Origin of the sequence: Pseudomonas sp. LW8 (genome assembly GCF_041956865.1) — a bacterium.
Lineage (GTDB): Bacteria > Pseudomonadota > Gammaproteobacteria > Pseudomonadales > Pseudomonadaceae > Aquipseudomonas > Aquipseudomonas siliginis.
In genome coordinates, this window is sequence record NZ_CP168138.1 from 3228911 (window position 1) to 3250394 (window position 21484).

The following is a 21484-nucleotide window of genomic DNA, read 5'->3' on the forward strand; positions in this document are numbered from 1 at the left end:
CGTCTGGCATGGACAGCCAAGCTCAAGAGCGGACCCCATGAAACGCCAGCCACTCGACGACAGCTTCAAGGTCAATCGCAACCCCGTTACCCTGCGCGAAATCGTGCTGGACAAACTGCGTAGCGCGATCATGAATTTCCAGCTCATGCCAGGCGATCGTCTGGTCGAACGCGACCTCTGTGATCGCCTCGGCGTCAGCCGCACTTCGGTGCGCGAAGCCTTGCGTCACCTTGAATCAGAAGGTCTCGTCGAATTCGCCGACGCCAAAGGCCCGCGCGTAGCCATCATCACCCTCGACGACGCCGTCGATATCTACGAATTGCGTTGCGTGCTCGAAGGCTTGATCGTGCAGTTGTTCACCCTGCGTGCCAAAGCCAAGGACATCAAGGCCCTGGAAAAAGCCCTCGATGACAACCGCAAGGCGTTGAAGGACGGCGAGCTGCAACAGGTGATCGACTCGGTGCAGGGTTTCTACGACGTGCTGCTCGAAGGCTCGGGCAACCATGTCGCCGCCACGCAATTGCGTCAGTTGCAGGCGCGCATCAGCTATCTGCGCGCGACCTCGGTCTCCCAGGAAAACCGACGCGGCGCGAGTAATCACGAGATGGAAAAAATGGTCGAGGCGATCAAGAGCGGCGATCCGCTGGCGGCGCATCAGGCGTGTGTCGATCACGTCCGCGCGGCCGCCGCCGTGGCCCTCGATTACCTCAAGCGCAAGCAGGAAGAAACCGGCGTCGCCGTCAAAGGCACCCCGGCGATCACCCTGCCGATCGCGCTGAAAGAACCCCGCATAGGTCAATGACATGTTCAGCCCGAGCTTTTGCCCGAAATGCGGTGGCCCTGACCTCGGTCAGCAGACGCCGCCGGGCGATACGCACGAGCGCCTGATGTGTCGCGGCTGCGGCTATATCCACTACGTCAATCCGAAGATCATTGCCGGCTGCATCATCGAGCAGGACGGCAAATACCTCTTGTGCCAACGGGCGATTCCCCCGCGCCCCGGCACCTGGACGCTGCCGGCCGGTTTCATGGAAAGCGGTGAAACCACCGAGCAGGCGGCGCTGCGCGAAGTCTGGGAAGAAAGCGGCGTGCGCGCGGAAATCGTCTCGCCGTATTCGATTTTCAGCGTGCCGAAGATCAGCGAGGTGTACATCATCTTCCGCGCCATCGCCCTGGAAATCACCGGGCAGTACGGGCCGGAGACCATGGATTACAAGTTCTTCGCCCCTGAAGAGATTCCGTGGGAGCAGATTTATTACCCGGCGATCCGGCAGATTCTCGAGCGCTATATCGAAGAGCGCCAGGCTGGGATTTACGGGATTTACATGGGTAATGATGACAGCGGCAAGATCCATTTCATGCGCTGATCACCACCTATACCCCTGTGGGAGCGAGCCTGCTCGCGAAGGCGTCGTGTCAGTCGATACAAATGTTGAATGATCGAACGCATTCGCGAGCAGGCTCGCTCCCACATAGTTTGGTGGTGTGGCTCAGTTCGGGGCGATGCCTTCTACGATGATGATCTCCGCCCTCGCCCATTCTTCGCGGTAACTTTTCGCCTCCTGATACGCCGCCGAGCGATAGCACGCCACGGCCTGTTCGTAGCTGTCGAACTCGATGATCACCGTGCGCTGTGGCGTCTGCCGCCCTTCCAGCGCTTCACTGCGCCCGCCTCTGGCGAGAAACTTGCCGCCGAATGCGGCAATCGCCTGCGGGGTGCGCTGGGTGTATTGGCTGTAGTGCTCGGCATCGGCTATATCCACATGTGCAATCCAGTACGCCTTCATAGTGACCTCTTTGTTGATTTTGTATTATGGTATACCAATATATTTCCAACGAACCCTGAGAGTCCAGCATGGCCTTCAACAGCATCGAAGAAATCATCGAAGATTATCGCCTCGGCAAAATGGTCCTGCTGGTCGATGACGAAGACCGCGAGAACGAAGGCGACCTGCTGCTGGCCGCCGACCGTTGCACGCCGGAGGCTATCAGCTTCATGGCCCGCGAAGCACGCGGGCTGATCTGCCTGACCCTCACCGACGAACATTGCCAGCGTCTGGGCCTGGAGCAAATGGTACCCGCCAACGGCAGTGTGTTCAGCACTGCATTTACCGTGTCGATCGAAGCGGCGGTCGGCGTGACCACCGGCATCTCCGCGGCGGATCGTGCCTGCACCGTGGCCGCCGCCGTCGCGCCGAATGCCCGTGCCGAAGACCTGGTGCAGCCCGGTCACATCTTCCCGTTGCGCGCCAAGGAAGGTGGCGTGCTGACCCGCGCCGGGCACACCGAAGCCGGCTGCGACCTGGCGCGTCTGGCCGGTTTCACCCCCGCCTCGGTGATTGTCGAAGTGATGAACGACGACGGCACCATGGCCCGCCGCCCGGATCTGGAGCAGTTCGCGCGCAAGCACGGGATCAAGATCGGCACCATTGCCGACCTGATCCACTACCGCCTGAGCACCGAGCACACCATTGAACGCATCGGCGAACGTGAGCTGCCGACGGTGCATGGCACGTTCCGTTTGATCACCTTCGAAGATCGCATCGAAGGTGGCGTGCACATGGCGATGGTCATGGGCGACCTGCGCCGCGATGAGCCGACGCTGGTGCGCGTGCATGTGATCGATCCGCTGCGCGATCTGGTCGGCGCCGAGTACAGCGGGCCGGCGAACTGGACCCTCTGGGCAGCGTTGCAACGGGTCGCGGCGGAAGGTCATGGAGTTGTGATGGTGCTGGCCAACCATGAATCGTCGCAGGCGTTGCTCGAGCGCGTGCCGCAGTTGACCCAGCCGCCACGGCAGTTCAGCCGTTCGCAATCGCGGATTTATTCCGAGGTCGGGACGGGGGCGCAGATTCTGCAGAATCTCGGGGTTGGCAAGCTGCGGCACCTCGGGCCACCGCTGAAGTATGCGGGGTTGACCGGGTATGACCTTGAGGTGGTTGAGAGCATTCCGTTCACCGAATAACCCGAGCCCAGCACAAACCCCATGTGGGAGCGAGCCTGCTCGCGAAAGCGATGTGTCAGTCGACTTGAATGTTGAATGATCCACCGCTTCGCGAGCAGGCTCGCTCCCACAAGGGTTTTGCATTTCAAATCCATTGTCCTGAACTCATCAAAAAACAGATCCGCCAGATAACCGGTAAGGCAAAGTGCTTGCACAAAGTTTGGAATACCATAATATGATATTCCATAGACCGGACGACGTGAAAAAGCGTCCAGCTACTGCTCCCGACAGGCGGGCAACAACGCAAGGCCCGCTCAAAAACACAACAATGAGGGCGTGAACATGGTGTTGAACAAAGCTGCAACCGCGATCTTTTTCGCGGGACTGCTCAGCGTTACCGGCCAGGCTGCAATGGCTGCCGAAAGCGTGAATTTTGTCAGCTGGGGCGGTAGCACCCAGGATGCGCAGAAACAGGCCTGGGCCGATCCGTTCAGCAAGGCCAGCGGCATCACCGTCGTCCAGGACGGCCCCACCGACTACGGCAAACTCAAAGCCATGGTCGAAAGCGGCAACGTGCAGTGGGACGTGGTCGATGTCGAAGCCGACTTCGCTCTGCGCGCCGCTGCCGAAGGCCTGCTCGAACCCCTCGATTTCAAAGTGATCCAGCGCGACAGGATCGACCCGCGCTTTGTCAGCGATCACGGCGTCGGTTCATTCTTCTTCTCCTTTGTCCTCGGCTACAACGAAGGCAAGCTCGGCGCCAACAAGCCGCAGGACTGGAGCGCGCTGTTCGACACCAAGACCTACCCGGGCAAGCGCGCCCTGTACAAATGGCCAAGCCCCGGCGTGCTCGAACTGGCGCTACTGGCCGACGGCGTTGCGGCTGACAAGCTCTACCCGCTGGATCTGGATCGCGCCTTCAAGAAACTCGACACCATCAAGAAAGACATCGTCTGGTGGGGCGGCGGCGCGCAGTCGCAGCAACTGCTGGCGTCCGGCGAAGCGAGCATGGGCCAGTTCTGGAACGGTCGGGTGCACGCCCTGCAGGAAGACGGCGCACCGGTCGGCGTGAGCTGGAAGCAGAACCTGGTCATGGCCGACATTCTGGTCATCCCCAAAGGCTCGAAAAACAAAGATGCGGCGATGAAGTTCCTCGCCAATGCCAGCAGCGCCAAAGGCCAGGCCGACTTCTCCAACCTGACCGCCTACGCGCCGGTCAACCTCGACAGTGTGGAGCGTCTGGATTCGACGCTGGCCCCCAACCTGCCGACGGCTTACGCCAAGGATCAGATCACCCTTGATTTCGCTTACTGGGCCAAGAACGGTCCGGCTATCGCGACACGGTGGAACGAATGGCTGGTCAAATGAAAATCGCGGCCACTGCGCCTCGTCCTTCCACTGCCACCGGGAGCGCCGCCGGCGCTGCCGGTTCGGCCTTCAAGCAACGCTGGCGCGGCGCCGGCAACCTCGTCCCGGCGCTGCTGTTCCTCGGCCTGTTCTTTCTCGCGCCGTTGATTGGCCTGCTGTTGCGCGGTGTGCTGGAACCTGTGCCGGGTCTCGGCAACTACGAACAGTTGTTCGCCAACTCGGCCTATGCGCGAGTGCTGCTCAACACCTTTTCGGTGGCCGGGCTGGTGACGCTGTTCAGCCTGCTCTTGGGCTTTCCGCTGGCCTGGGCGATCACCCTGGTGCCGCGCGGCTGGGGGCGCTGGATCCTCAACATCGTGCTGCTGTCGATGTGGACCAGCCTGCTCGCCCGCACCTATTCTTGGCTGGTTTTGCTGCAAGCCTCGGGCGTGATCAACAAGACCTTGATGGCCATGGGCATCATCGATCAACCGCTGGAGATGGTGCACAACCTCACCGGCGTGGTGATCGGCATGAGCTACATCATGATCCCGTTCATCGTGCTGCCGTTGCAGGCAACCATGCAGGCCATCGACCCGATGATCCTGCAGGCCGGCTCGATCTGCGGCGCCAGTCCGTGGACCAACTTCTTCCGGGTGTTCCTGCCGCTGTGCCGGCCGGGTCTGGCCTCCGGCGGTTTGATGGTGTTCGTGATGTCGCTCGGTTACTACGTCACCCCGGCACTGCTCGGCGGGGCGCAGAACATGATGCTGCCGGAGTTCATCATTCAGCAGGTGCAATCGTTCCTCAACTGGGGCCTGGCCAGTGCCGGCGCCGCGTTGCTGATCGCAATCACCCTGGTGCTGTTCTACTTCTACCTGAAGCTTCAACCGGAATCCCCGGTTGGCGCCAGTAACGCGAGGTAAGCCGACATGCTCCTGACCCCCAATGCCATGAGCCGGCGCATGCGTTTCGGCCTCTACGCCACTACCGGGCTGATCGGTCTGTTCTTGCTGTTGCCGATCGTGTTCATCGTGCTGCTGTCGTTCGGCTCCTCGCAGTGGCTGGTGTTCCCGCCACCGGGCTGGACGCTGAAATGGTACGGCCAGTTCTTCTCCAATCCCGACTGGATGAACGCCGCTGCCGCCAGCCTCAAGGTCGCCGTGCTGACCACCATCTGCGCTGTGGCGCTCGGTTTGCCGACCGCGTTTGCGCTGGTGCGCGGACGCTTTCCCGGCCGCGAGATGCTCTACGGCCTGTTCACCCTGCCGATGATCGTGCCGCTGGTGATCATTGCCGTGGCGGTGTACGCGCTGTTTCTCAAGCTCGGCTACACCGGAACGATGTTCGCCTTCGTCGTCAGCCATGTGATCGTCGCGCTGCCGTTCACCATCATCTCGATCATCAACTCGCTGAAGCTGTTCGATCAGTCGATTGAAGACGCGGCGGTGATCTGCGGTGCCTCGCGCTTGCAAGCGGTGTTCAAAGTGACGTTCCCGGCGATTCGTCCGGGCATGGTCGCCGGCGCCCTCTTCGCCTTCCTCGTTTCGTGGGACGAAGTGGTGCTCAGCGTGATGATGGCAAGCCCGACTCTGCAAACCCTTCCCGTGAAAATGTGGACCACCCTGCGCCAGGACCTGACCCCGGTGATCGCCGTCGCTTCGACGCTGCTGATCGGCCTGTCAGTGTTGGTCATGGTGATCGCCGCCGCCCTGCGCCGGCGCAACGAAATCAGCGCCTGAGCGCCCAGGAGTACGACATGAGTGCCGTGATCAAAGACGCATCCCAGCAGAGCGACAAACCCCTGGTCAGCCTGCGCAACCTGAACAAGCACTACGGCGATTTTGCTGCCGTCGACAATATCTCGCTGGACATCAAGGACGGTGAATTCCTCACGTTCCTGGGCTCCAGCGGCTCGGGCAAAAGCACCACGCTGTCGATGCTCGCCGGTTTTGAAACACCGAGCAGCGGCGAGATCCTCGTCAATGGCCAGTCGCTGGTCAACGTGCCGCCGCACAAGCGCGACATCGGCATGGTCTTTCAGCGTTACTCGCTGTTCCCGCATCTGTCGGTGCGCGACAACATCGCCTTCCCTTTGGCGATTCGCAAACTGGCTGCCGCCGAGCGTGAAAAACGCGTCGATGCGATGTTGAAGCTGGTGCAGCTCGAACAGTTCGCCCATCGCCGCCCTTCGCAGTTGTCTGGCGGCCAGCAACAACGTGTCGCCATCGCCCGGGCGCTGGTTTACGAGCCGCGCATCCTGCTGATGGACGAACCGCTGGGCGCGCTGGACAAGAAGCTGCGCGAGGACTTGCAGGATGAACTGCGCCAGCTGCACCGGCGCCTGGGCATCACCATCGTGTACGTGACCCACGACCAGGAAGAAGCCATGCGTCTGTCGCAACGCATCGCGATTTTCAGCCACGGCAAAATCGTTGGTCTGGGCAGTGGTTATGACCTTTACCAGAATCCGCCGAATGCATTTGTCGCGTCGTTCCTGGGCAATTCGAACTTCCTCAAGCTCAAGGCGCAAGGCAATGCGGCAGCGAGTTTCGAGGGCCAGTCGTTGTCGATTCGGCTGACGTCCGGGTTGCACACTGATCAGGACGTGCTGCTGATGGTGCGTCCGGAAAAGGCCTTGGCGCTGAGCACGCAGCAGGCGCTGGATGAGCCGCTGGCGGCGGGCTGGAATGAGGTGTCGGCGAACGTTGTAGAGGTGCTGTTTCTGGGCGAGAGCCAGACGTGCAGCGTGGTGACTGCGGGCGGGACGTCGATGACGGTGAAAGCGCTATCGGCAGCGGGCATGCCGCTCAAGGCCGGCGATCCGGTCCGGGTGCGCTGGGCGACGGCGGATGCTTGTGTTTATACCGAGTGGACCGAGAGCGATTTGAACAAGGCAGCAGGTGCTCACTGATTGCGCTGAGTCAGTTGGATCTACCCCCTCACCCCAGCCCTCTCCCCCACGGGGGGCGAGGGGGAAAGGGAGCCGATCTTCATGCTGTTCAAAATGTAAGTTCGACTCGGTATCGCACGTCGGCGTATCTCGCAACAACACCTCGGTCAGTCCCCTCTCCCATTGGGAGAGGGCTAGGGTGAGGGCAAGCAGGCGACACGGTATTAGCCAATGGCCCGGTACCCGTCAATCTCATCCGGCCACGCCGTCAGCACTTCAAACCCGCTCTCCGTCACCGCGACCATATGCTCCCACTGCGCCGACAACGAGCCATCCTTGGTCAATACGGTCCAGCCATCAGGCATGTTCTTCACATGGCGTTTGCCGGCATTGAGCATCGGTTCTACGGTGAAAATCATCCCGGCCTTGAGCTTCAGCCCTTGATTGGGAAAGCCGTAATGCAGGATTTGCGGTTCGTCGTGATAGACCTTGCCGATGCCATGGCCGCAGTACTCGCGCACCACGCTGAAGCCCTCCGCCTCCGCCAGGCTTTGGATCGCGTAACCGATATCGCCCAGCGTTGCGCCCGGTTTCACTGCGCGAATACCTGCGCACATGGCTTCGTAGGTGGTCTTGATCAGGTGCTGCGCTTCGGGAGTCGCCTCGCCCACCACATACATGCGACTGGTATCGCCGAACCAGCCGTCCTTGATCACCGCGATGTCGAGGTTGACGATGTCGCCGTCTTTCAATGGAGTACCCGATGGAATGCCGTGGCACACCACATCGTTGACCGACGCGCAGACGGTTTTCGGAAAGCCGTGATAACCGACATTGGCTGGCACCGCCTTCTGCACATTGACGATGTAATCGTTGCACAGTCGATCCAGCTCATCGGTGGTCACACCGGCCTTCACATGCGGCACCAGCATTGCCAGCACTTCGGCGGCGAGTTTGCCGGCGGCGCGGGATTTTTCGATGTCGGCCGGGGTGTTGATCTTGATCTGGTTTCTCATGCGCTGACGGCTTCCTGAGTCAGTTGTTGCAGATCCAGCCCACCATTCTGTTCGGCGCGGATCAGCAGGCGGCAAATGGCGCTGTGGTCGAGATTGGGATGCAGCTCGGCGAGCATGCCGATGCGCATCCAGTGCTCGGCCTGCGCGTTGATCGAGCGGCTGAGGGCGTTGCTGGAGATGCGCAGATTCTCGTGCATGTCCTCTGAAATCTTTACGATGCCCATATATGAATCCTATACGATGTGTATATGGATCGTATATTAGCCAGGACATATGACAGATTGCAATGCCAACGGCAAAATCGACGCTGTGGCAGATTCGCCTCCCCCTCCACCGTGCAAATCGACTACCATGCCGCCGCCGGTTTCCACACGGAATTAATAGGGAATCCGAAATGCTTGCACAGCATCAATCGGAACTGCCCCCGCAACTGTAGGTGCCGAGCCTGCTCCTTGACTGCCACTGGGTGAATCCCGGGAAGGCCGGAGCATGGCAATGACGCATCAGTCAGGAGACCTGCCGGCACAGTGACTGACCAACCGGCGGGGTGTCCGGGAAGGACATCGTGCCATGCGCATTTTCCCCGTGCCGGCCTTGCGCAGTTTCCACGACCGCGCCCGAGGTGTGTTTCCAACCGTACCCGCCCGCTCCCGTACGGTTCCCTTGGAGACTGCCCCATGCTGCTGCCCCGCGTTGCCACCCTGCTCACCACTCTGAGTCTTTGCCCCCTGGCGCAAGCGGCGCCGACTGCGTATCCGCTGACCGTCGAAAACTGTGGCAGCAGCCTGACCTTTCAACACGCACCTGCGCGCACGGTGACCATCGGCCAGGCCGGCACCGAAATGCTCTACGCCTTGGGTCTGGGCGACAAAGTCGTCGGCACTTCGCTGTGGTTCAACGATGTGCTGGGCACATACAAAGCGCAGAACGACAGGATCGAGCGCCTCGCCGATAACGAGCCGAGTTTCGAAGCGGTGATCGCTAAACGCCCGGAGCTGGTTGCCGTCGAGCTGGAATGGATGGTCGGCCCGCAAGGCGCGGTCGGCACCCGCGAGCAGTTTCATGAACTGAAGATTCCTACCTATCTGCTGCCCTCCGATTGCGAAGCCAAGGACAACCTCGTCGGTTCGGACGGGACGCGGCTGGCACCGTTTCGCATCGACAGCATCTACAAAAGCGTGAGCCAACTGGCGGCGATTTTCGATGTGCAGGCGCGTGGCGAGCAGCTCAATGAGCAGCTCAAAGCCAGCCTCGCGCAGTCGATCGCCACGGCGAAAAACCAGCAGCGCAAAGACGTCAGCGCCCTGGTGTGGTTCTCCAGCGCCGAGATGGACATCGAGCCTTTCGTGGCCGGGCACAAAGGCGTTCCCGATTTCATGCTCAGCACCCTCGGCGTGCGCAACGTCGTCGAGTCGGATGAAGAATGGCCAACCGTCGGCTGGGAAACCATCGCCAAGGCCAACCCGACGTTTCTGGTGATCGCGCGCATGGATCGTCGACGTTTCCCGGCGGACGACTATCAGAAGAAACTCGCCTTCCTGCGCAGTGATCCGGTGACGCGCAACATGGACGCGGTCAAGCACAACCGCATCATCATCCTAGACGCCATGGCCATGCAGGCCAGCCTGCGCACCTTCGACGGCCTCGAACAACTGGCCAGCGCCATCAACGGCTACGACCTGTCGCAATGAGCAGACGCCTGATCCGTTTGCTGCTGGTGCTATTAACGCTGTCGGTCGCGCTGATTGGCGGCGTGGCCATTGGCGAGACTTCGATCGAGCCGAGCGTGGTGTTGCAGGTGCTGGCCAACAAGCTGTGGGGCGCCGGTTATGCGCTCGACCCGATCGACGAAGGTATCGTCTGGAACTATCGCCTGACCCGCGCGCTGGTCGCGGCGGCCTGCGGCGCCGGTCTGGCGACCTGTGGCGTAATCCTGCAGTCGCTGCTGCGCAATCCGTTGGCCGATCCGTATCTGCTGGGGATTTCCGCGGGTGCCTCGACTGGCGCGGTGATGGTCGCCCTGCTTGGCGTCGGCGCCGGGGCGATTTCACTGTCGGTCGGTGCTTTTGCCGGCGCGGTGACCGCTTTCGTACTGGTGATCCTGTTGGCGCGAGTCAGCGGCTCGGCCAGCGGCACCGGGCAGATCATTCTGGCCGGGATTGCCGGCTCGCAGCTGTTCAACGCCCTCACCGCTTTTCTGATCACCCGCTCGGCCAGCTCGGAACAGGCGCGCGGGATCATGTTCTGGCTGTTGGGCAATCTCGGCGGCGTGCGCTGGCCGTCGGTGGGGCTGGCGGTGCCGGTGGCCTTGCTCGGGCTGGTCGTTTGCCTGTGGCACCGGCGGGCGCTGGATGCCTTCACCTTTGGCGCGGACTCGGCGGCGTCTCTCGGCATTCCAGTGCGACGTGTGCAGATTCTGTTGATTGGCTGCGCCGCGCTGGTGACGGCGGTGATGGTGTCGATTGTCGGCTCGATCGGCTTTGTCGGTCTGGTGATTCCCCATGCCGCGCGGTTGTTGCTCGGCACCGGCCATGCCCGTCTGCTGCCGGCCAGTGCGTTGGGCGGCGCAGTGTTTCTGATCGCCGCCGATGTGCTGTCACGCACCCTGATCAAGGGTCAGGTGATCCCGGTCGGCGTGATCACTGCGCTGGTCGGCGCGCCGGTGTTCGCGCTGATTCTGGTGGGCCGGAGATCGGCGCGATGAACACGGTTTTGAGTTGTGCTGATGTGGGCTTCAAAGTGCGCGGTGCCGAATTGCTCAACGGTGTCAGCCTCGATGTTCAGCGCGGCGAGACCCTGGGCATTGTCGGGCCGAACGGATCGGGGAAATCCACTCTGCTGAAACTGCTCGCTGGCCTGCGCGAACCGAGCGCAGGTCAGGTGCAGCTCGACGGTCGGACGCTGGGCAAGATGTCGCGGCGCACTATCGCGCAGACGCTCGCGGTGGTTGAGCAACAGGCCGATACCGACGATGGCATTCGCGTGTTCGACGCGGTGGCGCTGGGGCGGACGCCGTGGTTGTCGGCGCTGCAACCGTGGTCGCCGGCCGATGACGCCATCGTCGAGCAAGCGCTGGTCGACGTCGACGCCGTGCACCTGCGCAACCGCCTCTGGCGCAGCCTCTCCGGCGGGGAACGCCAACGCGTGCACATCGCCCGCGCACTGGCGCAGCGCCCGCAGATCCTGCTGCTCGACGAGCCGGCCAACCACCTCGACATCCAGCATCAGATGAGCATTCTGCAAGTGGTGCGCGCACTGCCGGTGACTACGCTGATCGCCCTGCACGATCTCAATCAGGCGCTCAAGTGCGATCGCCTGGCGGTGCTGGAGCGCGGGCGTCTGGTGGCACTGGGCGAGCCGCTGCAAGTGCTGACGCCGGAGCGGTTACAGACGACTTTCGGGGTCAGGGCGCACTATCTGACAGACCCGTTCGATGGTGCGCCGATATTGCGCTTCCTTGCCTGATGCATGGGTGGCTGACACACCGCTTTCGCGAGCAGGCTCGCTCCCACAAAGGATTTGTGTGTTGCCGTGAATGACGGGGAGAACGCGAGTTCTGTGGGAGCGAGCCTGCTCGCGAAGGCGTCAGGTCATCCAACATGGTGTCGATTGACACACCGCTTTCGCGAGCAGGCTCGCTCCCACAGGGTTATGTATTCCAGGGCGGTAAAGGGTCAGGCCCACTCTTTGCGCAGTTGCCGCGCGGCGCTGACCATGTGCACCAACGCCGCCTCGGTCTCTGGCCAGCCTCGGGTTTTCAACCCGCAATCCGGATTGACCCACAGCCGCTCCACCGGAATACGCTGCGCCGCCTTGCGCAGCAAGCCGACCATTTGCGTCACATCGGGAATCCGTGGCGAGTGAATGTCGTACACGCCGGGGCCGATGTCGTTCGGGTAGGCAAACGCTTCAAACGCTTCGAGCAGTTCCATGTCCGAACGCGAGGTTTCGATGGTGATGACATCGGCGTCCATCGCCGCGATCGACTCGATCACATCGTTGAACTCGCTGTAGCACATGTGCGTGTGGATCTGCGTTTCGTCGCGCACGCCGGAGGCGCACAGGCGGAATGCTTCGCTCGCCCAGTGCAGATACGCCGGCCACTGCGCCCGGCGTAACGGCAAGCCTTCACGGAACGCCGCTTCGTCGATCTGCACGATTTTGATTCCCGCCGCTTCCAGGTCATTCACCTCGTCACGAATGGCCAGCGCCAGTTGTTGAGCCTGCACCTCGCGGCTGACGTCTTCGCGCGGGAACGACCACATCAGCATGGTCACCGGGCCGGTCAGCATGCCTTTCAAGACCTTGACGGTGAGGCCTTGGGCGTAACGGATCCACTCGACCGTCATCGCTTGCGGGCGGCTGAGGTCGCCGAAAATCACCGCCGGTTTGACGCAGCGCGAACCGTAGCTCTGCACCCAGCCAAAGCGGGTGAAGGCATAGCCGTCGAGCTGTTCGGCGAAGTATTCGACCATGTCGTTGCGCTCGGCCTCACCGTGCACCAGCACATCCAGGCCGAGGCGCTCTTGAATTTCCACCGCGTGGCGAATCTCCGTGTGCATCGCATCGGTGTAATCGGCCGCGCTGAGCTTGCCTTGCTTGTAGGCCTGACGCGCCAGACGGATCGCCGCCGTTTGCGGAAACGAGCCAATGGTGGTGGTCGGGAATAACGGCAGGTCGAGCTTGCCGCGCTGTTTGGCAATACGCTGGGCAAACGGCGATTGGCGTTGCGCATCCTTGGCAGTGATCGCCGCGACCCGCGCTTGTACCGCCGGTTTGTGAATACGCGGCGAGGCAGCGCGGCTGGTCTGCACCGAACGGCTTTGCGCGAGGGCACGCAGTACCTTCGGCGCTTCCGGTTCGCTGACCGCTTGAGCGAGCACGGCGACCTCTTCGCACTTCTGCACGGCGAACGCCAGCCAGCTTTTCAGTTCGGCATCGAGCTGGTCTTCGCGGCCCAGATCAACCGGGCTGTGCAGCAACGAGCAGGACGGCGCTACCCACAAACGATCACCCAGACGCTCATGAGCATGGCGCAGCGTCGCCAGCGCGTTTTGCAAATCGCAGCGCCAGACGTTCCGACCGTTGACCACACCCAACGACAGCACCTTATAAGCCGGCAGACGATCCAGAATGGTCGGGTATTGATCCGGTGCGCGCACCAGATCGATGTGCAAGCCATCGACCGGCAGGTTCGCCGCCAGACCGAGGTTTTCTTCCAGGCCACCGAAGTACGTGGCGAGCAGTTTTTTCAGCGGATCGCGCTGGATCTGGTTGTAGGCGCGCTCGAAGGCATTCTTCCAGTCCTGCGGCAGATCGAGCACCAGAATCGGCTCGTCGATCTGCACCCACTCCACACCCAACGCCGCCAGCCGCGCGAAGATCTGGCCGTACAGCGGTAGCAGGCGATCAAGCAAATCGAGCTTGTCGAAATCGGTGCCTTTGGTTTTGCCCAGCCACAGATAGGTCAGCGGACCGATGATCACCGGTTTGACGTTGTGCCCCAGCACACGGGCCTCTTCGGCTTCCTCAAACAACTGCTCCCAACCCAGCTGAAATTGTTGATCGACGCTGAATTCCGGTACGAGGTAGTGATAGTTGGTGTCGAACCACTTGGTCATTTCCTGAGCGTGGCCTTCGCCGCAGCAAGTATTGCTGACGCCTCGGGCCATGCTGAACAAGGTTTGCAGCGTAGCTTTGCCGTCATGCGGGCGGAAGCGCTCGGGGATCACGCCGAACATCAGCGAGTGGGTCAGCACTTGGTCGTACCAGGCGAAATCGCCAACCGGCAGCAAGTCGATGCCGGCGTTTTTCTGCAAGCCCCAATGGACCTTGCGCAGCTCACGCCCGACGTCACGCAGGCCCGCCTCGTTCAGTTCTCCTTTCCAGAACGCCTCTTGCGCTTTCTTCAGTTCGCGGTCGCGACCGATGCGCGGAAATCCAAGGGAATGGGCCAGTGCCATGACAAACAACTCCAGATGCTTATTCGATGGCGGGTATTGTCGGGAACCGGACTTGATGAAACAAACTCAATAAATTCTAGATCATCACAAGTTCTACTCATGCACAGGCGCCCCGTGGGAGCTGCCGAAGGCTGGGATCTTCTGGCCGTAGGGACGCAGAGCGTCCAAGGCTGCATTCCCACGCGGAGCGTGGGAACGATCAGAACACGTCAGGGCAACATGCAGGTTTTCGTTCTATCGTTAGATCCAAATGGCTGGATTTTCCAAGGATTAGAGGTTGCGAGAGAGGATGTCTGCGCCTAAGTTGCACGCGAGTCTTTTCCCCGCGATTGGAACGCGATCAACACCATAAAGAGGTGAAGAAATGTCAAAGGAATCACGCCCTGCCGTGCTTGGGCTGATAGGCAATACTCCGCTGGTGCAGGTCACCCGCTTCGATACCGGACCGTGCACGCTGTTTCTCAAACTCGAATCGCAGAACCCTGGCGGCTCAATCAAGGACCGTATCGGTCTGGCGATGATCGACGCTGCGGAACGTGACGGTCGCCTGCAACCGGGCGGCACGATTGTCGAGGCCACTGCCGGCAATACCGGTCTGGGTCTGGCGCTGGTCGGTCGCGCCAAAGGCTATCGCGTAGTGCTGGTGGTACCGGACAAGATGTCCACCGAGAAAGTCCTGCACTTGAAGGCCATGGGCGCCGAAGTGCACATCACTCGTTCTGACGTCGGCAAGGGCCATCCCGAGTATTACCAGGACGTCGCCGCCCGCTTGGCCAAGGACATTCCCGGCGCGTTTTTCGCCGACCAATTCAACAATCCCGCCAACCCGCTGGCCCATGAATGCAGCACCGCGCCGGAAATCTGGGCGCAGACCGAACATGATCTGGACGCCATCGTCGTCGGCGTCGGATCGGCCGGCACGCTGACCGGGCTGAGTCGTTTCTTCAAGCGCGTGCAGCCGGATCTGGAAATGGTCCTCGCCGATCCGATCGGCTCGGTGATGGCGCAATACAGCCGCGACGGCACCTTGCCGACGCCCGGTTCGTGGGCGGTCGAGGGTATCGGCGAAGACTTCATTCCGTCGATCACCGACCTCTCCAGCGTGCGTCACGCCTACTCGATCAGCGACGCGGAAAGCTTCGATCACGCGCGCCAGTTGCTCAAGGCCGAGGGCATTCTCGGTGGTTCATCGACCGGCACCCTGTTCGCCGCCGCGCTGCGTTATTGCCGCGAGCAGACCGAGCCGAAACGCGTGGTCAGTTTCGTCTGCGACACCGGCACGCGCTACCTGTCGAAGGTCTACAACGACCAGTGGATGACCGATCAAGGCCTGTTGCAGCGCAAGGGCTACGGCGATCTGCGCGATTTGATCGCACGGCGTTTCGAGGACGGCCGGGTGATCAGCGTCGGCCCGGACGACACCCTGCTCACTGCGTTTCAGCGCATGCGTCTGGCGGATGTTTCGCAACTGCCGGTGCTGGTCGAAGGCAAGCAACTGGTGGGTGTGATCGACGAGTCCGACATCCTCCTCGGCGTCCACGAAGATGCCGCGCGCTTCAGCCAGTCGGTGTCCAGCGTGATGACCGACAAACTGCAAACCCTCGCCCCGGCTGCGAGCCTGGCCGAGCTGGAAGCGGTGCTCAGCCGTGGCCTCGTCGCGATCATCGCTGACGGTTCCAGCTTCCATGGCCTGATTACCCGCACCGACATGCTCAACCAATTACGGAGATCCCTTGCATGAGTCAGCACGACGATAAATCCCAAGGCTTCGCCACCCGGGTGATCCACGCCGGGCAGGAGCCGGACCCGACCACCGGCGCGCTGATGCCGCCGATCTATGCCAACTCGACTTATCTGCAAGACAGCCCCGGCGTGCACAAGGGGTTCGACTACGGCCGCTCGCACAACCCGACGCGTTTCGCCCTGGAGCGCTGCATTGCGGACCTTGAAGGCGGCACCCGAGCGTTCGCCTTCGCCTCAGGGCTGGCGGCGATTTCCACGGTGTTGGAACTGCTCGACGCAGGCTCGCACATCGTTTCCGGCAATGACTTGTACGGCGGCACCTTCCGCCTGTTCGACAAGGTTCGCCAGCGCAGCGCCGGGCACCGTTTCAGCTTCGTCGACCTGACCGATCTGTCGGCGTTCGAAGCCTCGCTGCAGGACGACACGCGCATGGTCATGGTCGAAACTCCGACCAACCCGCTGCTGAGCCTGTCGGATCTGGCCGCCATTGCGCGCATCTGCCGCGCGCGCGGGATCATCTGCGTCGCCGACAACACCTTCGCCAGCCCGTACATCCAGCGCCCGCTGGAGCTGGGCTTCGACATCGTCCTGCACTCGACCACCAAATACCTCAACGGCCACTCCGACGTGATCGGCGGCATTGCCGTGGTCGGGCAGAACGCCGAGCTGGCGGAAAAACTCGGTTTCCTGCAAAACGCCGTCGGCGCGATTTCCGGGCCGTTCGATGCATTCCTCACCCTGCGCGGGGTGAAGACTTTGGCGCTGCGCATGGAACGTCATTGCAGCAACGCCCTGGATCTGGCGCAGTGGCTGGAACAGCAACCGCAGGTCAAGCGCGTCTACTATCCGGGCCTTGAGTCGCACCCGCAGCACGAACTGGCCAAGCGGCAGATGCGCGGTTTTGGCGGGATGATTTCCGTGGATCTGAACAGCGACCTGGCCGGCGCACGGCGGTTTTTGGAGAATGTGAAGATCTTTGCGTTGGCGGAAAGTCTGGGCGGTGTGGAGAGCCTGATCGAACATCCGGCGATCATGACCCACGCGACCATCCCGCCGGAAACTCGCGCGAAGCTGGGGATTGGCGATGGGCTGGTGCGGTTGTCGGTGGGGGTCGAAGACATTGAAGACCTGCGCGCCGATCTGGCTCAGGCACTGGCAAGAATGTAAACAGCTCCACACAAAGAAGCCCGCGCAATGCGGGCTTCGTCTTTTTTTGTCCGTCGATCTCCCCGCCGTGGCAGTTCCCGAGGCCGATCCTATACTCAATCGGTTCGATCAAAATTATCTCGACACCCGCACGCCGTTCGGTGTGCCCGTGCCTTTCGCCAACCAGGTAAAACCCAAGCCAGTGAGTCGTGGCGTCTGTATGCATCGCGCGCGATTGATCGCTGTTTGGCAACGGGTCGTGGAGAAAACCATGAAATACAAGTTGTTGTCAGGCGTGCTTCTTGCGGTAGCGGCCAGCGTTGTGGTGCCGAATGTCTTGGCGGCGCAACCGCAGGCGTTGGCTTCGGATGGGGCTGATCATGTTGGCGCCGGCGCGGTGGCTGCCGATGGTGCTGATCGCGTCGGTGCAGGCGCGGTGGCTGCCGATGGCGCTGATCGCGTCGGCGCCGGCGCGGTGGCCGCCGATGGCGCTGATCGTGTCGGCGCCGGCGCGGTGGCCGCCGATGGCGCTGATCGTGTCGGTGCCGGCGCGGTGGCTGCCGATGGCGCCGATCGTGTCGGCGCAGGCGCGGTGGCTGCCGATGGCGCTGATCGTGTCGGCGCCGGCGCGGTGGCTGCCGATGGCGCTGATCGTGTCGGTGCCGGCGCGGTGGCTGCCGATGGCGCTGATCGCGTCGGCGCGGGCGCGGTGGCTGCCGATGGCGCTGATCGCGTCGGCGCGGGCGCGGTGGCTGCCGATGGCGCTGATCGCGTCGGCGCGGGCGCGGTGGCTGCCGATGGCGCTGATCGCGTCGGCGCGGGCGCGGTGGCTGCCGATGGCGCTGATCGCGTCGGTGCCGGAGCATTGGCAGCGGATGGGGCCGACCGCACCGGCGTCAACCGAGTGGCCTACTCCCGGGTCGGAGTCGGTTCTGATCGCGTGGCATCGGCGCTGATGACCGGCAGCTATTCCGACCAGTTCAACAGCCCACAATAATCGCCGCGAAATAACGGGCGAGCTCCTGAGCCGCCCGTTTACATCGGCCTTTACAGCATCTGTTCAACCGCTGCGCCTTGTCGATCACGCAGGGCGCGCAACGTCGCGCGTAACTCGGCCGGGCGCACAGGTTTCGACAGAATCGCAATCTGCCGGTCATGCAAGGCAGCCTGAATCTTCTCGACGTCATGCCCGGTGATGATCATCGCCGGCACTGCCCAACCGCTCCGCCTGCGCACTTCGTCAATGCATTCGATGCCAGTGGCGTGAGTGCCCAGGTCATAGTCGGCGACGATGATGTCGCAGTCGGTGACCAGGCCTTCAGCCGACCACTCGGCCTGCACCACGCAGCCCCAGCGTTCGAGCAACGCCGAAGTCGCGAGCAACACGTTGCGGTCATCCTCGACCAGACACACCTTCAGCCCGGTCAACAAACCTGCCTGCCGCGCTTCACTGCGAACCACCGGTGACTGCGGCGCCGCCACGATCGGCAACCCCGCAAGCGTCACAGCGGTGCCGCGCCCCAACTGTGAACGCAGAGCAACGTGCACATCGATCAGTTCACCAAGACGCTTGATGATCGACAGGCCCAGCCCGACGCCCTCGACATCTTTGTCGCGCACTTGCCGTACCCGATAAAACTCCTCGAAGACCTTGTGCAGATGTTCTTCGGCAATGCCGTTGCCACGGTCATGGATGACGATGGCCAGCCCTGCCCCACGTTTACGCACGCCGATCAGCACGGGTCGTTGCGCGCCGTATTTGAAACAGTTGGAGAGCACGTTCTGCACCATGGTCGCGAGCAGCGCCGGGTCGGTTCTGACCCAGTGGTTGCACGGCCGCAGCCGCAGCTCGACGCCCGCCCAACGTGCCGCTTCCTGGTGTTGGCGTATCAGATCCGCAAGCCATTCACCAAGATTCAGCGTTTGCATTTTCGCTTCGATCCGACCGTTATCGAGGGTGTAGAGGTCGAGAATCGAGCGGAACAATTGCGAAACGTTAAGCAGCGAGCGGTCGATGTTGTCGACCAGCCGCCGCTCGTCATCGCCCAGGCGCGACTCTCGCAGACACGCGGTAAACAGACCGATGGAATGAATCGGCTGACGCAAGTCATGACTGGCCTGCGCCAGAAACCGCGACTTTTCCAGATTAGCCGCCAGCGCTTCTTCCGACGCCTTGCGCGTACGCTCAAGCAGCAAGTGCGCATAAAACGGAATCACCGTGCTGGTGATCAGCAGCATCAGCACCATGAACGGCTGCGCCTGCCAATACGGCGTCAGGCGATAGACCACCAGCAGCGCCACCAATGCAAGGCCGGTGGCGATTGCCAGATAGCGCGAGCCGTAGCGCATGCCGTTGCCGAGATTGACCCAGACCATCACCGCATACAACGGCAGCGCCGCTTCGCCGCCGATCACCAGTCCAAAACAGGTGCCGGTGTAATCGTGGACCATGGCAAAAATCCGCCGCGCCGGATAATGCCCGGGCCAACGCGCAATGGCTTGGCGGAGCGCGATCGAAGCCAGCAGAAACAAGACAATGTAAGTGATGACCGGCAGGTAGGTATCGAAGCGCTGGCCCGGCAGAAAACCCAGCACGACCATGTAAACCACCGCAATGGCAGCGATGATGATGCGTAGGTTGGCCTGGTCGAGTTCGATATTTTTTTCGAACTTCATGGTAAACGTCCTTGTGCAGCAATCGTTAGTTTCGGAAGCAGCCTACAGGCAACCTTCGCGTCCAGTGCTAAGGTGCAGGCCTTGAATCACGCCTGACCCAGGGAGGGTCGCGTCATGACGTGCCGGATCATCATAGCCGACGATCACCCGCTGTTTCGCGAGGCGATGCTGCGCACCGTGCAGCGCTTGCTGCCCGATGCCGATACCTGCGAGGCTGGCGACTTCGACGCGGTGCTCAAGCTGCTGCCACAGGGCGACGAGCCGGACACGCTGATGCTCGATCTGCGTTTTCCCGGACTGACCTGCATCACTCAACTCGCCGACTTGCGCCAACGATTGCCGCGCACCACGCTGATCGTGGTGTCGATGGTTGACGATCAGACGCTGATCAGTGAAGTCATGGCGGCGGGCATTGACGGTTTTATCGGCAAGAACATTGCGCCGGATGAAATCGGCCAGGCAATTCTGGCGATCCGTGAAGGTGAGGTGCTGGTGAAGTCGGCGCCGTCCGGCTTGTTGCCGCTGGAAACTACGACGGCGCTGACGCCGCGTCAGCAGGACGTGCTGCGGTTGATTGCGCAAGGCAAGACCAACAAGGAAATTGCCCGTGAACTGGATATTTCGCCGTTCACGGTACGCATCCATGTGTCTTCGTTGCTGCGCACGCTGGACGTGCCGACGCGGGCGGCAGCGGCGGTCAAGTATTCGGGTCTGTGAACCCTTTTATGGATCAACCTGCGCCATCAGATCCGGCACCGACTCCGGCCGTTTCGCATAGCGCTGCGCCAGCACCGCGCAGACCATCAGCTGAATCTGGTGGAACAGCATCAGCGGCAGAATCAGCACGCCGATGGTGCTGCCGGCGAACAACACCTGCGCCATCGGCACGCCGGTGGCCAGGCTCTTTTTCGAGCCGCAGAACAGGATGGTGATGCGGTCTTCCTGATTGAAGCCGAAGGCTTTGCTCAACAGAATTGATGCCACCAGAACCAACGTCAGCAGGATGCAGCAGACCACCACCAGGCCGAGCAACTCGAACAACGGAATCTGCTGCCAGATGCCTTCGTTGACGGCTTCGCTGAATGCGCCGTACACCACCAGCAGAATCGAACCCTGATCAACGAATTTCAGCCAGTTCTTGTTGCGCCCTACCCACGCGCCGATCCAGCGGCGGGCGATCTGCCCGGCAATGAACGGCAGCAGCAATTGCACGCTGATCTTCACTATCGCATCGAGGGTCGAGCCGCCGTCGCCGTGGACGTTGAGCAGCAACGTCACCAGCAGCGGCGTCAGAAAAATCCCGAACAGGCTGGACGCCGCCGCACTGCAGATCGCCGCCGGAATATTGCCTCGCGCCAGCGAAGTGAACGCGATCGCCGACTGCACGGTGGCCGGTAATGCGCACAGATAGAGCATGCCCATGTACAGCTGATCACCGATCAGCGGTGACAACAGCGGTTTCAGCGCCAGACCGAGAATCGGGAAGAGCACGAAGGTCAGGCCGAACACCAGCAGATGCAGACGCCAGTGGCCAGCGCCGGCGATGATCGATTCGCGCGACAGCTTGGCGCCATGCAGGAAAAACAGCAGGGCGATGGCGATGTTGGTCAGCCAGCCGAAGCCGACCGCGACTTGACCGCTGGCGGGCAGGAAGCTGGCCAGCAGAACCACGCCGATCAAAGTCAGGGTGAAGTTATCGGGCAGAAAACGTGGGCGCGTCATGAGATTCATCCGGGGGTTGCCAGTGCGTGCCGAC

Annotated in this window: 20 protein-coding genes and 1 riboswitch; of the genes, 14 read left to right on the forward strand and 6 right to left on the reverse strand. The window is 61.8% G+C overall.

Annotated elements, in window-relative coordinates:
• The first annotated feature begins 37 nt into the window (after positions 1 to 37).
• Together AB9L16_RS14570 and AB9L16_RS14575 are read left to right on the forward strand one after the other, a co-directional pair.
• Complete coding sequence (locus tag AB9L16_RS14570; RefSeq protein WP_016775014.1) at positions 38 to 802, forward strand: GntR family transcriptional regulator; 765 nt, start codon at positions 38 to 40, stop codon at positions 800 to 802.
• Between the two features lies 1 nt (position 803).
• Positions 804 to 1367, forward strand: coding sequence for an NUDIX hydrolase (locus AB9L16_RS14575; protein ID WP_375122296.1), 564 nt, complete (start codon positions 804 to 806; stop codon positions 1365 to 1367).
• Between the two features lie 123 nt (positions 1368 to 1490).
• Here AB9L16_RS14575 and AB9L16_RS14580 read toward each other — a convergent pair whose 3' ends face one another.
• Complete coding sequence (locus tag AB9L16_RS14580; RefSeq protein WP_236169613.1) at positions 1491 to 1787, reverse strand: DUF1330 domain-containing protein; 297 nt, start codon at positions 1785 to 1787, stop codon at positions 1491 to 1493.
• A gap of 68 nt (positions 1788 to 1855) precedes the next feature.
• Here AB9L16_RS14580 and ribBA point away from each other — a divergent pair, with 68 nt between their 5' ends.
• The 5 genes from ribBA (at position 1856) to AB9L16_RS14605 (ending at position 7205) form a co-directional block, all read left to right on the forward strand.
• A complete protein-coding gene (gene ribBA, locus AB9L16_RS14585) occupies positions 1856 to 2965 on the forward strand; it encodes a bifunctional 3,4-dihydroxy-2-butanone-4-phosphate synthase/GTP cyclohydrolase II (protein WP_375122297.1) in 1110 nt (369 codons plus the stop codon).
• A 321-nt stretch (positions 2966 to 3286) separates the two neighbouring features.
• Complete coding sequence (locus tag AB9L16_RS14590) at positions 3287 to 4312, forward strand: ABC transporter substrate-binding protein (protein ID WP_016775018.1); 1026 nt, start codon at positions 3287 to 3289, stop codon at positions 4310 to 4312.
• The gene (locus AB9L16_RS14595) at positions 4309 to 5217 is read left to right on the forward strand and encodes an ABC transporter permease (RefSeq protein WP_056789380.1); all 909 of its coding nucleotides are present in this window, start codon (positions 4309 to 4311) and stop codon (positions 5215 to 5217) included. The genes AB9L16_RS14590 and AB9L16_RS14595 overlap by 4 nt, the downstream gene beginning before the upstream one ends.
• A 6-nt stretch (positions 5218 to 5223) precedes the next feature.
• Complete coding sequence (locus tag AB9L16_RS14600; RefSeq protein ID WP_007918021.1) at positions 5224 to 6033, forward strand: ABC transporter permease; 810 nt, start codon at positions 5224 to 5226, stop codon at positions 6031 to 6033.
• Positions 6034 to 6050: 17 nt separating this feature from the next.
• On the forward strand, positions 6051 to 7205 hold the full coding sequence (locus tag AB9L16_RS14605; protein ID WP_016775021.1) for an ABC transporter ATP-binding protein: 1155 nt from the start codon (positions 6051 to 6053) through the stop codon (positions 7203 to 7205).
• A gap of 203 nt (positions 7206 to 7408) precedes the next feature.
• On the opposite strand, the gene map is transcribed toward AB9L16_RS14605, so the two are convergent.
• Positions 7409 to 8200, reverse strand: coding sequence for a type I methionyl aminopeptidase (gene map, locus AB9L16_RS14610; RefSeq protein ID WP_375122298.1), 792 nt, complete (start codon positions 8198 to 8200; stop codon positions 7409 to 7411).
• The gene (locus tag AB9L16_RS14615; RefSeq protein ID WP_007918027.1) at positions 8197 to 8424 is read right to left on the reverse strand and encodes a ParD-like family protein; all 228 of its coding nucleotides are present in this window, start codon (positions 8422 to 8424) and stop codon (positions 8197 to 8199) included. Before AB9L16_RS14615 ends, map begins: the two co-directional genes overlap by 4 nt.
• A 120-nt stretch (positions 8425 to 8544) precedes the next feature.
• Positions 8545 to 8739: riboswitch (cobalamin riboswitch) on the forward strand.
• Positions 8740 to 8877: 138 nt separating this feature from the next.
• Between AB9L16_RS14615 and AB9L16_RS14620 the strand changes: the two genes are divergently transcribed.
• From AB9L16_RS14620 to AB9L16_RS14630, 3 genes are read left to right on the forward strand one after another with little or no spacing between them, the layout of a single operon-like run.
• Complete coding sequence (locus tag AB9L16_RS14620) at positions 8878 to 9891, forward strand: ABC transporter substrate-binding protein (RefSeq protein WP_095180205.1); 1014 nt, start codon at positions 8878 to 8880, stop codon at positions 9889 to 9891.
• A complete protein-coding gene (locus tag AB9L16_RS14625) occupies positions 9888 to 10904 on the forward strand; it encodes a FecCD family ABC transporter permease (protein WP_375122299.1) in 1017 nt (338 codons plus the stop codon). Before AB9L16_RS14620 ends, AB9L16_RS14625 begins: the two co-directional genes overlap by 4 nt.
• On the forward strand, positions 10901 to 11665 hold the full coding sequence (locus AB9L16_RS14630; RefSeq protein WP_375122300.1) for an ABC transporter ATP-binding protein: 765 nt from the start codon (positions 10901 to 10903) through the stop codon (positions 11663 to 11665). Before AB9L16_RS14625 ends, AB9L16_RS14630 begins: the two co-directional genes overlap by 4 nt.
• A gap of 209 nt (positions 11666 to 11874) precedes the next feature.
• On the opposite strand, the gene metE is transcribed toward AB9L16_RS14630, so the two are convergent.
• Complete coding sequence (metE, locus tag AB9L16_RS14635) at positions 11875 to 14163, reverse strand: 5-methyltetrahydropteroyltriglutamate--homocysteine S-methyltransferase (protein ID WP_375122301.1); 2289 nt, start codon at positions 14161 to 14163, stop codon at positions 11875 to 11877.
• A gap of 364 nt (positions 14164 to 14527) precedes the next feature.
• Here metE and AB9L16_RS14640 point away from each other — a divergent pair, with 364 nt between their 5' ends.
• The 3 genes from AB9L16_RS14640 to AB9L16_RS14650 all read left to right on the forward strand — a co-directional run bounded on the left by AB9L16_RS14640 (position 14528) and on the right by AB9L16_RS14650 (position 18049).
• The gene (locus tag AB9L16_RS14640; RefSeq protein WP_236169607.1) at positions 14528 to 15904 is read left to right on the forward strand and encodes a pyridoxal-phosphate dependent enzyme; all 1377 of its coding nucleotides are present in this window, start codon (positions 14528 to 14530) and stop codon (positions 15902 to 15904) included.
• Positions 15901 to 17073, forward strand: coding sequence for a cystathionine gamma-synthase (locus AB9L16_RS14645; RefSeq protein ID WP_375122302.1), 1173 nt, complete (start codon positions 15901 to 15903; stop codon positions 17071 to 17073). Before AB9L16_RS14640 ends, AB9L16_RS14645 begins: the two co-directional genes overlap by 4 nt.
• A 250-nt stretch (positions 17074 to 17323) precedes the next feature.
• Entirely contained in the window at positions 17324 to 18049 is a 726-nt protein-coding gene (locus tag AB9L16_RS14650) for a hypothetical protein (RefSeq protein WP_375122303.1), read from the forward strand.
• Positions 18050 to 18099: 50 nt separating this feature from the next.
• Here AB9L16_RS14650 and AB9L16_RS14655 read toward each other — a convergent pair whose 3' ends face one another.
• Complete coding sequence (locus tag AB9L16_RS14655) at positions 18100 to 19728, reverse strand: hybrid sensor histidine kinase/response regulator (RefSeq protein WP_375122304.1); 1629 nt, start codon at positions 19726 to 19728, stop codon at positions 18100 to 18102.
• A gap of 114 nt (positions 19729 to 19842) precedes the next feature.
• On the opposite strand from AB9L16_RS14655, the gene AB9L16_RS14660 reads away from it, so the two are divergent.
• Positions 19843 to 20445, forward strand: coding sequence for a response regulator transcription factor (locus AB9L16_RS14660; RefSeq protein ID WP_056789353.1), 603 nt, complete (start codon positions 19843 to 19845; stop codon positions 20443 to 20445).
• 6 nt (positions 20446 to 20451) lie between these two features.
• On the opposite strand, the gene AB9L16_RS14665 is transcribed toward AB9L16_RS14660, so the two are convergent.
• Positions 20452 to 21450 carry a bile acid:sodium symporter family protein gene (locus tag AB9L16_RS14665; protein WP_041480047.1) on the reverse strand — a complete coding sequence of 333 codons (999 nt, stop codon included), beginning with the start codon at positions 21448 to 21450 and terminating at the stop codon, positions 20452 to 20454.
• Positions 21451 to 21484 lie beyond the last annotated feature (34 nt).

Bases quoted from the DNA above. Each gene is read 5' to 3' on its own strand.
- AB9L16_RS14600 (WP_007918021.1), top strand. From the start codon at position 5,224: ATGCTCCTGACCCCCAATGCCATGAGCCGGCGCATGCGTTTCGGCCTC.
- AB9L16_RS14595 (WP_056789380.1), top strand. From the start codon at position 4,309: ATGAAAATCGCGGCCACTGCGCCTCGTCCTTCCACTGCCACCGGGAGC.
- map (WP_375122298.1), bottom strand. From the start codon at position 8,200: ATGAGAAACCAGATCAAGATCAACACCCCGGCCGACATCGAAAAATCC.
- metE (WP_375122301.1), bottom strand. From the start codon at position 14,163: ATGGCACTGGCCCATTCCCTTGGATTTCCGCGCATCGGTCGCGACCGC.
- AB9L16_RS14650 (WP_375122303.1), top strand. From the start codon at position 17,324: ATGAAATACAAGTTGTTGTCAGGCGTGCTTCTTGCGGTAGCGGCCAGC.
- AB9L16_RS14645 (WP_375122302.1), top strand. From the start codon at position 15,901: ATGAGTCAGCACGACGATAAATCCCAAGGCTTCGCCACCCGGGTGATC.
- AB9L16_RS14665 (WP_041480047.1), bottom strand. From the start codon at position 21,450: ATGACGCGCCCACGTTTTCTGCCCGATAACTTCACCCTGACTTTGATC.
- AB9L16_RS14590 (WP_016775018.1), top strand. From the start codon at position 3,287: ATGGTGTTGAACAAAGCTGCAACCGCGATCTTTTTCGCGGGACTGCTC.
- AB9L16_RS14605 (WP_016775021.1), top strand. From the start codon at position 6,051: ATGAGTGCCGTGATCAAAGACGCATCCCAGCAGAGCGACAAACCCCTG.
- AB9L16_RS14655 (WP_375122304.1), bottom strand. From the start codon at position 19,728: ATGAAGTTCGAAAAAAATATCGAACTCGACCAGGCCAACCTACGCATC.
- AB9L16_RS14625 (WP_375122299.1), top strand. From the start codon at position 9,888: ATGAGCAGACGCCTGATCCGTTTGCTGCTGGTGCTATTAACGCTGTCG.
- AB9L16_RS14570 (WP_016775014.1), top strand. From the start codon at position 38: ATGAAACGCCAGCCACTCGACGACAGCTTCAAGGTCAATCGCAACCCC.
- AB9L16_RS14630 (WP_375122300.1), top strand. From the start codon at position 10,901: ATGAACACGGTTTTGAGTTGTGCTGATGTGGGCTTCAAAGTGCGCGGT.
- AB9L16_RS14640 (WP_236169607.1), top strand. From the start codon at position 14,528: ATGTCAAAGGAATCACGCCCTGCCGTGCTTGGGCTGATAGGCAATACT.
- AB9L16_RS14615 (WP_007918027.1), bottom strand. From the start codon at position 8,424: ATGGGCATCGTAAAGATTTCAGAGGACATGCACGAGAATCTGCGCATC.
- AB9L16_RS14575 (WP_375122296.1), top strand. From the start codon at position 804: ATGTTCAGCCCGAGCTTTTGCCCGAAATGCGGTGGCCCTGACCTCGGT.
- AB9L16_RS14620 (WP_095180205.1), top strand. From the start codon at position 8,878: ATGCTGCTGCCCCGCGTTGCCACCCTGCTCACCACTCTGAGTCTTTGC.
- AB9L16_RS14660 (WP_056789353.1), top strand. From the start codon at position 19,843: ATGACGTGCCGGATCATCATAGCCGACGATCACCCGCTGTTTCGCGAG.
- AB9L16_RS14580 (WP_236169613.1), bottom strand. From the start codon at position 1,787: ATGAAGGCGTACTGGATTGCACATGTGGATATAGCCGATGCCGAGCAC.
- ribBA (WP_375122297.1), top strand. From the start codon at position 1,856: ATGGCCTTCAACAGCATCGAAGAAATCATCGAAGATTATCGCCTCGGC.